Annotated in this window: 14 protein-coding genes; 9 read left to right on the plus strand and 5 right to left on the minus strand. The window is 65.6% G+C overall.

Going from position 1 to position 10,466, the window contains the following annotated elements; translation table 11 throughout:
- Positions 1–25: 25 nt before the first annotated feature.
- Entirely contained in the window at positions 26–1,237 is a 1,212-nt protein-coding gene (locus ACYVN4_RS35550; RefSeq protein ID WP_460726949.1) for a helix-turn-helix domain-containing protein, read from the minus strand.
- Positions 1,238–1,271: 34 nt separating this feature from the next.
- Between ACYVN4_RS35550 and ACYVN4_RS35555 the strand changes: the two genes are divergently transcribed.
- Positions 1,272–1,979 (plus strand): HAD family hydrolase, encoded by a 708-nt coding sequence (locus tag ACYVN4_RS35555; RefSeq protein WP_460726951.1) that lies wholly within the window; start codon positions 1,272–1,274, stop codon positions 1,977–1,979.
- On the opposite strand, the gene ACYVN4_RS35560 is transcribed toward ACYVN4_RS35555, so the two are convergent.
- Both ACYVN4_RS35560 and ACYVN4_RS35565 read right to left on the minus strand, forming a co-directional pair.
- Positions 1,972–2,493: an NUDIX domain-containing protein gene (locus ACYVN4_RS35560; RefSeq protein ID WP_460726953.1), complete on the minus strand. Its 522-nt coding sequence runs from the start codon at positions 2,491–2,493 to the stop codon at positions 1,972–1,974. The genes ACYVN4_RS35555 and ACYVN4_RS35560 overlap by 8 nt on opposite strands.
- 427 nt (positions 2,494–2,920) lie before the next feature.
- Positions 2,921–3,166 carry a DUF6879 family protein gene (locus tag ACYVN4_RS35565; protein WP_460726955.1) on the minus strand — a complete coding sequence of 82 codons (246 nt, stop codon included), beginning with the start codon at positions 3,164–3,166 and terminating at the stop codon, positions 2,921–2,923.
- A 271-nt stretch (positions 3,167–3,437) separates the two neighbouring features.
- Between ACYVN4_RS35565 and ACYVN4_RS35570 the strand changes: the two genes are divergently transcribed.
- Positions 3,438–3,977, plus strand: a complete 540-nt coding sequence (locus tag ACYVN4_RS35570) for an NUDIX domain-containing protein (RefSeq protein ID WP_460726957.1) — start codon at positions 3,438–3,440, stop codon at positions 3,975–3,977.
- Here ACYVN4_RS35570 and ACYVN4_RS35575 read toward each other — a convergent pair.
- Positions 3,961–5,328, minus strand: a complete 1,368-nt coding sequence (locus ACYVN4_RS35575; RefSeq protein ID WP_460726958.1) for a hypothetical protein — start codon at positions 5,326–5,328, stop codon at positions 3,961–3,963. The two genes, ACYVN4_RS35570 and ACYVN4_RS35575, sit on opposite strands and share 17 nt — an antisense overlap.
- A 255-nt stretch (positions 5,329–5,583) precedes the next feature.
- On the opposite strand from ACYVN4_RS35575, the gene ACYVN4_RS35580 reads away from it, so the two are divergent.
- The 7 genes from ACYVN4_RS35580 (at position 5,584) to ACYVN4_RS35610 (ending at position 9,846) form a co-directional block, all read left to right on the plus strand.
- The gene (locus tag ACYVN4_RS35580) at positions 5,584–5,760 is read left to right on the plus strand and encodes a hypothetical protein (protein ID WP_460726960.1); all 177 of its coding nucleotides are present in this window, start codon (positions 5,584–5,586) and stop codon (positions 5,758–5,760) included.
- A gap of 3 nt (positions 5,761–5,763) precedes the next feature.
- Entirely contained in the window at positions 5,764–6,027 is a 264-nt protein-coding gene (locus ACYVN4_RS35585) for a helix-turn-helix domain-containing protein (RefSeq protein ID WP_460726961.1), read from the plus strand.
- Positions 6,024–6,386: a hypothetical protein gene (locus tag ACYVN4_RS35590; protein ID WP_460726963.1), complete on the plus strand. Its 363-nt coding sequence runs from the start codon at positions 6,024–6,026 to the stop codon at positions 6,384–6,386. The genes ACYVN4_RS35585 and ACYVN4_RS35590 overlap by 4 nt, the downstream gene beginning before the upstream one ends.
- A 105-nt stretch (positions 6,387–6,491) precedes the next feature.
- Positions 6,492–7,436, plus strand: coding sequence for an SAM-dependent methyltransferase (locus ACYVN4_RS35595; protein ID WP_460726965.1), 945 nt, complete (start codon positions 6,492–6,494; stop codon positions 7,434–7,436).
- A gap of 32 nt (positions 7,437–7,468) precedes the next feature.
- On the plus strand, positions 7,469–8,044 hold the full coding sequence (locus ACYVN4_RS35600) for a hypothetical protein (protein ID WP_460726967.1): 576 nt from the start codon (positions 7,469–7,471) through the stop codon (positions 8,042–8,044).
- Between the two features lie 9 nt (positions 8,045–8,053).
- Positions 8,054–8,932 (plus strand): hypothetical protein, encoded by an 879-nt coding sequence (locus ACYVN4_RS35605; RefSeq protein ID WP_460726969.1) that lies wholly within the window; start codon positions 8,054–8,056, stop codon positions 8,930–8,932.
- 662 nt (positions 8,933–9,594) lie between these two features.
- Positions 9,595–9,846 carry a hypothetical protein gene (locus ACYVN4_RS35610; RefSeq protein ID WP_460726971.1) on the plus strand — a complete coding sequence of 84 codons (252 nt, stop codon included), beginning with the start codon at positions 9,595–9,597 and terminating at the stop codon, positions 9,844–9,846.
- Positions 9,847–10,025: 179 nt separating this feature from the next.
- Here ACYVN4_RS35610 and ACYVN4_RS35615 read toward each other — a convergent pair whose 3' ends face one another.
- A complete protein-coding gene (locus ACYVN4_RS35615; RefSeq protein ID WP_460726973.1) occupies positions 10,026–10,379 on the minus strand; it encodes a hypothetical protein in 354 nt (117 codons plus the stop codon).
- Positions 10,380–10,466 lie beyond the last annotated feature (87 nt).

The following is a 10,466-nucleotide window of genomic DNA, read 5'->3' on the forward strand; positions in this document are numbered from 1 at the left end:
CATGTGGTCTGTCAGACCGCGTTGTCTAGCGGACCGCATCCGCCGGAAGGTCGAGGCGGTGGGCGAGTTTGGCGGCCTGGGCGCGGATGGTGGCTCGGCTGCCGCGGGTCATCAGCCGCGCGACCATGTCGTGACCGGCTGGGTTGTAGCGCATATCTTCTGGGGAGACGTGTTCGGCGTCGAGCAGGTGCAGCAGCGTCCCGGTTTCTTGGCGGCGCAGCTCGTAGGCGCGGGCGAGATCGAGTGCGAAGGTGAAGCGGCGTTCCACGCTCGGGCAGCCGGAGGTGTCGAGGTGTTCGGCAATCCGCAACGCCTCCAACGCATCCCCGGCCTGCAACTCGATCGCGATGGCATGCAATCCCACGTTCAACGTTCCGAACATCGTGTGCCCGACGTTGCTGGCGGTGCGGGCCTGCACGGCCAGCGGGCCCACCTCGTGCAGCCGATCGCGGGCCTCCCACAGCCGCCCCGAGCGTGCCTCGGCCACCGCCGCGACCAGTTCGAGGGCACCGGTCATCGCCAGCGCGGCCGGTGTGCATCCCGCCGCGGTCATGACGGCTGCCGATGCCTGGGCGACGAGTTCGATGGCGGCTTCGTGCTCACCCGAGAGCAGCAGCGTGTGGCCCAGATTCCATTGGGCGGCCGCGATCCGGATCGGATCGTCGGCGTCTTCGGCCGCGGTGACTCCGCGATCGGCCACCAGGAACGACAGATCACCACGCCCGACCCGGCGGGTGACGGTGCGCAGCAGCCCGTACAGGTCGCTGGCGGTGGCGGCGATCTGCCGCTGATACGGGCTGTGACGTCCGGCCCGGCGGGTGGCTTCGGTGTCGCGGATCAGGTCCGGCAGCCCCGGCAGCAGCTCGGTGAAACGGTGTCCGCTGGATTGCCAGGTGGACCAGGCGGCTGCTGTCCGGTCGGCCAGCTCCTGAGGATCCACGACCGCGCCACCGCCCGAGAGCAGCGCCAGCGCGAGCCGATCCCCGCTGACCGGGGCCGCGACGCTTGTCGAGTGGGCGGTGCCGCCGAGCAGTTCGCCAGCGGTGACACGCAGGGCGTCGGCGAGGGCCTGCACCACGGCGGTGCTGGGGTTCTTGCGGCCGCGTTCGACCTGGCCGAGGTAGTCGCGGCTGATGCCCGCGAGTCCGGCGATGGCGTCCTGGGTGCGGCCCGACCGCTCCCGGTACATGCGGATCCGCACACCGATATGGTCATGGGGCCGTGGCGCTTTGGCCATAAACGTCACGGTAGGGCCGACGGAACGGGTTCGCATGGAATTCGCGCGCAGCGACATCGATGTCCTCATCCTGTGGGATATCGACCACACGCTCATCGAGACCCGCGGGGTCGGGCGGGCAGCCTTCGCGGCAGCGTTCGAGCAGGTCACCGGCCGGGAACTCGAGCAGATGCCGCACGTCACCGGCCGCACCGAACCCGACATCTACGCCGCCACCGCCGCCTTGCACCAGATCGCGACGCCGCCACCGTTCTCGGTGTTCGCCGACGCGCTGGCGCACGCCTACCTGCAGCGACAAGACCAGTTGCGCGACCAGGGCCGTGTCATGCCCGGCGCAGCCCAAGCTCTGGCGAGCCTCACAGCGCTGCCCGGGATGCATCAGTCGGTTCTGACCGGCAACACGCGAACGGTGGCGCGCATGAAGCTCGAAACCTTTGGACTGCACCAACATTTGAACCTCACAATCGGTGCCTACGGCGACGACAACGGCCACCGGCCCGCCCTGGTCGCGCTGGCCCAGCAACGCGCACACTCCGCCGGCGCAGGGACCTTCGACTCTCGCACCACCGTGCTGATCGGCGACAGCCCCGCCGATATCGAGACCGCGCACCGTGGCGGCGCGCGAGTAATCGCTGTCGCGGCAGGCGGAACCCCCACCGCGGACCTCGCGGCCGCCGACACGGTATTGCCTGACCTGCGCGATCCCGAAGCCCTCGCTACGGCGATCCGCCGCGTCAGGTGAAGTCTTCGGTCCGCCGATAGACGGCGGTCCCGGCTTGTCGGGCCTCGAGTGCGGTCGAAACCCGCTGCCAGAAGTACGGTTTGAGCCGCGTGCGGGCCTCGGCCGGGGTGCAGAACTCGAATCGCTCGAGCTCCCCGTCACCGATCCGAAGCGCGGCGATCTGGTCGTCGGTCAGGACTCCGACGTCGTAGACGAGCATCATCGAATCGCCCCACGGGCCGTGCGCTGCCACCCAATCGACCACGAGCAGCCGCAGGTCCCCGACCTGCAGCCCGAGTTCTTCGCCGAGCTCGCGGCGCAGCGCTTCGTCGGGGGCCTCGGATTCTTCGGCCATGCCGCCGGGCAGGTCCCAGGCCGGTTTGTAGGCGGGATCCACGAGCAGGATCCGGCCGTGCCGGTCGGAGACGAGCGCGTCCGCGCCGACGCGTTTGCGGGCCTGGCGGGCATTGCCTTCGGCCAGGCAGGCGCGGTAGGCCTCAGGGTCGCGCTGGTAGAGCGGCTGTTCATCGGTCACGGCGTCCTTCTGGTGTGCCCGAGCGACTGCGGCTGACAAGCTGCCACCGCAACTGCCAGTCTGGACGGGACCGGTCTAGCAGGCCGGGCCAATCTCGTCGAGAACCTTCTTCAATGGCGCAGCCGGACGGGCGCTGTCGTCATAGCCTGGATTGTCGTCCGCCCATGCGATCTTTGAGCAGTACCCGGCGTTGGCTGGCTGCCCGACCCGCCAGTTATCAAGAGTCGGCACGCAATTCACGATGTCGACGTCCCCAACCTGAAGTGTCGTATCGGGAGATCCCAGCCACCTCTGCCAGATCAAAAGATCTCGCGCGGTTTGCAAGTTGCATTCCTTCGAGGCTGGCGCTGAGGCGGGGACGCTGGCGGCCAGTGTGGTCGGTGCCGAGGTGCTGTCCACTTGTGTTGTGCTGCTCGACCCACACCCATTAGTCCGAATGAGGGACCGTCACCGCCCGCACTCGCCGGACCACAACACCCCGCGCCGACGTCTCGCGGATGAGTTGCACCCATGGACGCGACGAGTAATCGGTCGCGGCCGGTTCTCCGTTCAGGAATCGGCGCAAACCCTCCGATTCCGACGGAACGGCATACGAGTCACGAACTTCGAGGTGGAACGCATCGAACTGGCACTCGCGGAACAGCTCACCAGACTGTCCGTGGGCTCGCAGCACCGTAGAACGTCCTCTAGCTTCGGAGCTTCGATCGCTGCCTCGTCACCGGCCATCGTGAGCTGACCGAGGGTCGCGGGGTCCGAGACCGGCCGACCGGACACGGTGAAGGTTCCGCGGCCGGTGTCAGTCAGTGTCGCACCGATGAAGGGCAGCCGACTCGTCTTAGTCCTCGACGTCTTGGCCGAGGTGGATACCGAGGGTCCCGACGACCGGTACTGAATCCGGCCGTCAGCACCACACGCGCCGAGCATCCCCGCGTAGTGTCTGAATCGTGAAGCGCCCCACGCAGTGGAACATTCTTGGTGAGCGCCTGGTCGACGAGAACAGGCACATTCGTCTCTCAACGGTCGACGTTGAACTACCGGACGGCGTCAAGTTCACGCAGTACGTCGCACGCATGCCGCGGTGCGCAATGACGTTGGTAATCAACGAGAACCGGGAAGTTCTACTGATGTACCGGCACCGGTTCATCATTGATCAGTGGGTGTGGGAGCTGCCCGGCGGATACGTCGACCACGCCGAGGACGTTGCTGCCGCGGCTGCGCGCGAGGTTGAGGAAGAAACCGGGTGGCGTCCACGGTCGATGGAACGGCTTGTTGCCTATCAGCCCTCAATCGGCAGTCTCGACCAGCCTCAAGAGATCTACCTCGCGCGCGGAGCGGACCTCACCGATACAGCACCGGATATCAACGAGGCCGAGGACGTTCGTTGGATTCCGCTCGACGAGGCGGCGGCCATGATCGATCGCGGTGAAATCGTGGGAGCGGCAACGGTGGTCGCGGTCTATCGGGCTCTCAGCCTCGACGTGTGAGCTCGAGGACCTGGTCGCGGAATTCCGCGACCTCGGTCAAGTCGTTGAAGGGGCGCAGCCGGTAGCGAAGGTCTCGCAGGTAGGACAGGCTGCGCCGCGAGGCAAGGTCTGTCGCGATGCTCAGCGCGCCTTGTCCGACCCGGACGGCTTCACGGGGGTCTGCGGGTACCAGTGCCGAGGCCAGCAGGCTCAGGTTGAACGCTCGTCCGCGCTGATATCCGACGGACATCGTGAGCGACTGCTCGGCGAAATGTGCTGTGCGGGCATTGTCTCCGAGCTCGCGGAAGCAATGCGCGGTTTTCGCCGACAGGTAAGACTGATCAAAGTAGGCCAGCCACACCGGTTGCTCTCCTGGCCGGGCGCGGTCAAACGCGCGTTCTGCGGCGGTGAGGGCCGACGAGCAAGAGGTCTGGTCCTGGCGGGCGGCGTGCCCATGCGCCTCGACCATATGGCACTCGGACTCGAGGGCCGCCAATCCCGCACCGCGGGCCGCGATCTGCGCTGCACGCGCGAGGTCGACGGCGTCACCCGGTCGACCGACGTAGGTTGCCTGGTGGCTCATGGCGGCCATGATCTCTGCACTGAGCGGGGTATCGCTCGCAGCGCGGGCGAGCCGCAGCGCCTGAATAAGGTAGCGCTGCGCCAGCCCGTGGTCTTCTTGGTCGTAGGCGGCCCACCCTGCCAGTCGAACGAGTTCGGCCGTGGAGCCGAACAATTGACGGCCGATGTGCTCGTTGAAGCTGCCGCGCAATAGCGGCGCGACCGAGCTGTGCAGGTACTGCACGATGGTTGATCGGACCTTGCCGCCGCCGACCTTGTTATCGAGGTCACGGAAAGCACCCGCCATATCCCGTACGGCGTCAACGTCCATCTGTCCAATGCGGCGCGACGACCCGCTCGATACAGGATGCTCGGGGCCGGGCAACGTCAGCCAGCGCATCGACGCAGCAGGGTAGACAGCTACCGCGTAGGTGGTGCCCCGCAAGAACCGACGGTGTTCAATATCGCTGCGCCACAACGCAGTAGCAGCCTCGACAGCGTCGGACAGGCTCAGCGAGAACTCAAGACCGAGGTCCGAGGCGGCGTCACTGCTGCTGATCATGCCGCACATCGCTGCTGTGATCCGTCGGCCGAGCAATTCCGTGAGGACTTCCGCGATCAGCTCGGGGCCGGGCGACTGCGGCTGCTCGCCAGCGAGCCAACGACTTACCGAACTGTGGTCGTAGCGGAGTGTCAAACCGCGACCACGCGCACGCTCGACGACCCGGCGAGCCAGAGGCTTTCGCATTCCGCCGGCCTCCTCGAGCAGCTCCTCAAGCTGGCGATTCGGTTGCTTCGGACGACGTCCCATGAGTGGAGTTTCGCAGCTGCGGAACGGGCACGCTATGAATCGCCGATCGTGCACGCCCCCTCTGCACACACCCGCCCGCGCTGCGAGCCTTTCGAGGGAGATCGCAGTGCAGTGGACTGAAAACCAGCCCCGGTGCCGGGTGGGAACTACGGCCAGCGTGTATCCGATCGCAATGCAGCCGCAGACCGTTGGAACGCAATTCCCGGCACCAGGGGCTACCCAGCAACGGAATCCGAATACCGGGAGCTGCCGGACATGGACCTCATTCTTGCCTTCACGCTCGTGTCGCTCGCGGTGTTCGTGGCAGGCACGGTCTCTCGCATCCTCGGTGCGATCGATCGCACTGCGCCGCGGCTGACCGTCGACGCCATCAGGGACCGCCTGAATGCCGAGGGGCCCCAGACCTATACGCCGATCAGCCGGGGGTGGTAACCGATGGCATTTACCGAACCAGAGGCGAAAGTACTCGGTGCGCTGTCGATGCTCAGCGCGGCGCGGTCACTGACCGCCCAGCAGCTCTGCCGCGCAACGCAATTGCCTGATACGTCGGTTCACCGCGCGTTGGTGCGATTGTCGAGGACAGGCCTTGCGATGAGCACGGCACGGGGCGCTGCGCGTTGGAAGGCGACCGAGCGCGGGCGGCTCGCAATCATGCGGCCGGTGTACCGCGAATACGCAGGCCAGGGGCGGCCCCGATGACGTGGCGCAACTTCCAGGACCGATGCGACCTGTCGCTGACCCGGGCCCTGCGAGTCGCACGAGAGATCGCAGACCGCGCAGGGGCGCCATGGATCGGTGTCGAGCACCTGTTACGAGCAATGGCCGCGGATCCGGACACGCTGCCCGCCAGAAACATCGAGGGCGTCGACCTGTTCCTCGAAGTCTTGTTGACCAAGCTCGCGGCCGACGCCTGCCGCCGAGCGGCGATATCGAGAGGGGGTGATGTAGTGGAGATTCTCGAGCCCGGCCCGAACGGGTCGTCGCACGACAACTGGAACGTACCGGTCAATGCCGATGATGACGGCCAGGACCAGACCAGCCACTTCGGCCGCCGCTAGTAGCTCCAAAATCTTTTGCGATATCGCCACCTCAGCGCCCCGGAGCAGTCGACCTCCGGGGCGCTGTCATTCCTCCCGCTTACCGATGCATTGGAGCTGGGACCCATGAATCCGCTAGCGCCCCCGGTAGCACGTCCGCCGGTCGATGATGTGCCGGAACTTCCGGCGTTCGATCCCATGCGTCCCCAGTACGCGAGGGTTCACAACTACTTGCTCGGCGGCAAGGACAATTTCTGTGCAGATCGCGAATTCGCGGACGAGCTGAAAGTTGGGATTCCGACGATGCCGTCGAATGCGTGGGCATCGCGGCGGTTTCTGCTGGGTACCGTCAAGGACTGCGCCGAGGCAGGAGCAACCCAGTTTGTGGAGTTGGGGGCCGGACTGCCGCTGTGCGGGATCGATCAGGCTGTGCGGGAGGTGAATCCGAACGCGCGCGTGCTGTACGTCGATTTCGATCCGATGGTCGAGACGCATCATCGGGCGCTCACCGAGCGTGAGAACGTCCGGTTCCTGCGCGCTGATGTCCGCGACACCGAGCGAATGCTCGCCGTTGCCCGCACAGGTACCGCCGACGAATGGCCGATGCTGAACTTCGCTGAGCCCGCGGTCGTGAGTTTCTGCGGTCTTGCCGAGCATCTGGCGGACCCTGCCGCGATGATCCGAACCCTGTCCACCACGCTCGCTCCTGGATCACTGCTGGTGACCACGCACCTGGGGGGCGATGCTGCACCCGAGCGCCTCGAGTTCATCACCCGCACCTACACCGGTGGTCGCCTTGATTTTCACGCTCGATCAGCGACGAGGTGCGGGCATTGTTCGACGGGTGCGGGCGCATCATCCACGACGAGCTGCTCGCCGCGCCGGGCGAGAACGAGCGCACGGCAATTCGCTCGCTCGCCCTGGTCGTCGAGTGCGGCTGATCTCCGTACGAACCGCTCGAGGTCATCGACGTCGAGTACGGCAATCAGGCAGGAGGCCGGACACAGCTCGCGCTCGAATGCGGGCCCACCGACCGCCCATAGCGGCGGAAATCCGTTTGAACAGCGGTAAACTGCCCGCTGTGACACCCTCGAGGGCACCCGATGAGTGATTACATACTGAACCCCGGCTACTTCGACGAGGACGCCCAGCGCGATCCGGTATGGGTCGAATGGGCGAAACCGGAGCGGATCGCCGCCCAGATCGATCAGCTGTTCACCGAGACACTGCCGAGCGTCCGCTGCGACAAACCGATGCCTGAGGCCGACCGATTCAGCGACACGATGATGAGCTGGATCGCCGAGGTTTTCGAACAGTTCTTCCCCGACGAGAACGCGCTCTACGAGCGCGAGAACCACGGCGTAGCAGACCAATTCGTCTGCTACATCGGCGAAGCGCTGCGCCAAGCCGCCGGCGGTGAGTGGTTCAACAACAGCTATCCCACCGCCAGCGTCCTCTACGACGAGAAGCTCGCCCCCGCGATCGGCTACCGGTGGGGCGAGGACATCGGGCCCGACGACATCACCGACACGTTGTTCCGCGCGGTCGAGGCCGACGGCGGCCCCGATTTCCTGATGGAGATCGAGTCCGACATCTATTCGCGCGCCGCCGATTACACGCAGACGCACGGCATACCCCACGAACCCGATGAGCTGAAGGCACGGCACAGACTCGCATAAGGCGATGCCGTGCCTACCGACGACGACGAGCGTCAACGTCGCACGGCGGAGGCAGCGCGACGGGAGAAAGAGCAGCAACAACGAGAACGCGAGCGCGGCAAGAAGGCCAACGAACGCGGCGAACACTTCCACCGAGGCATGGCCCAGGAACGCGGCGAGACCCCCGAACGGGGCTGGCAGCATGAGCGGACGGTACAAACCTCGCTCGGCGGCCGAAGACACGACACGGCCCGCGTCGACAAAGACGGGCGCACAAAGGAATTCACCGAATACAAGAATCAACGCCACGTTCGCGCCGATGCCTTGATGCAGTTGGCGAAGGACAGAGAGATCCTCGAACGCGACGCCCAGGCCCGCGGAACATGGGTCCTTCGCGAAGACTCGCGAGTGGATCCCATGGTGCAACGACAGCTCGAGAAGATGCAGCGTCTATTCGGAGACCGGTTCGTCCTTGAGCTCGCCACCCGCGAGCAAGCCAAACACGCTCAGCACATCGGCAAGGAACTCGAACGGGCCAAGACGCGCGACCAGCTCGAGCTGATCCCCACAGAGAAGCTGCAAGCCCAGCAGCGAGCGAAGGAACGCGCCGACCGGGTGCGGGAGGTAGCGCGCGTGCAAGAAGCTGCCACCCGCGCGTTAAAGGCGCGCGAACGCGAAGAACGCGCACGCCAGAAGCAACTGGCGATCGAGGCACGGGAACAGCAGATCCGGGCTCAGCTGCCCAACTTGCCCGCGGACGTCGCGATGATGCTTGCGCGTTCGAGTCCAACCGCCGCTGAAGCAGCGCGCATATCACGCGAGGCGGTCTCCGAGGTCACCCGTGGAGGACGGGAGGCGGAGAGGGCACTAGCACGTGAACGTGACGTGATTCGTCGAGAAATGGGGTAGCTGTTCGCATTCGGGCTTCCGGGCCGCACCTCAGCCGATCTCCTCATCGACGCCCGACATGCTGCCCCCTTTCAGCGATGCACACGCGACACTGAAACCTGGCAAATCCTACAAATCTCCCGCGAGCCCCTGATCGAGGCGGTCGAGCCGGCCGCTTCGCGACCTCCCCCACCAGTGACCGCCCGCACCGACCTATCACTCACACCCGCGAGGATTGGGTGCGGCGTCGCACATTGGCCCGCAAGACGCCGCTGTGCTGCAACAACATTCCAGGCTAGGGATGCGGCGGGCCTGCGTGCCCCCGAACCTGTTGGTTGCGGTGCGACGGGAGCGGCGAGTAATTCGCCACCCCGACCAGCATGACAGCAGCGGCCAGGCGGTTCGACCAAGCCCACGTGCCGCCCAGCGCTGGGTGCATCGCCAGCTGGACGCTTGTCGAGTACGACCTGATTGTCGACGTTCGGCAGGGATCGAGAGTGCAAGCCGGTCAACGGAATTGGAGAGTAAGTCGCTGCGGCCCCTTCAAGAGGAACGGTAAAATCGCGAGCCGGGGCTGGTGCTGCGGACACACTGCGCAGTCACCCCGCCGGAGGTCCTCGGCTCTGGTCCCCAGACGCGCCCCACCCGGTCGACCAGTCACGGTTCAGCTTCAGGAGGCAATTGTGTCAACGGATTCCAACCTGCAGTCCCAGCTCATCCTCGAGGGCCTGGGTTTGACAACCGGGACCAACGTGGAGGGGTATCTGTACGCACAGGGGCCCGCTGCTCTAGTCAAATCCGCGGCCAAGGAACTCGAAGCTGTGGGGCAGGGAAGTGTCGTGACCTACGACGATCCCGGCGAGACTGGCACCGCCACGCTCGTCGTGACCGGCAATTCCGAGGACGATGATATGCGCCCGGATTTCGACGACTGATTCAACTCCGCGGGTGCCGAAAAGGGCGTGGCGTCCCAAACAACCGGACGTGTTGTGGGGTAACAACAACCGAGACCAGCGTGTGGAGGTCGTCGCCGCTCGATCTCGACGGCCTCGACAGGGAGTCCATCGAGATCCCCGCGTCGATGCCTCATTCCAGGTCGAGGTTCAACCTCTGCTCACGAGTCCGCGGTATCGGCGAAGTCCATTTCGGGGAATGCCTCGACCGCCCACCGGTAGGGGGCCAGCACGGCACGTTCCTCGTTCCACAGGGTCACGATCGTGTGGCGGCCACGGCGCAGGCCTTCGCGTTGTGCGCGCAGGTTGGTGCGGGCGGTGCGGGAGTTCAGCACGACCCGCAGGGATTCCTCGACCGGGCTGCGTTGCAGGCCCGAATGCCACCTGTCCCGCGACATCAGCACGCCTGCGGGTTCGTCGAAGAAAGTCGTGACGAGGACCTCGTCATCCTCATAGGCCGCGCGCAGGTTGTCGGCCCACTTCACGCGCAACTGATCCGATTCCACATGCCGCATGACCGTCACTGTACGTACCTTACGCACCTACTTATCTTGTAACGGTTGGCTTGTGGTGAAGCGGGAACTTGTGGAGCTCTGCTGTCC

The organism is Nocardia heshunensis, assembly GCF_054782115.1.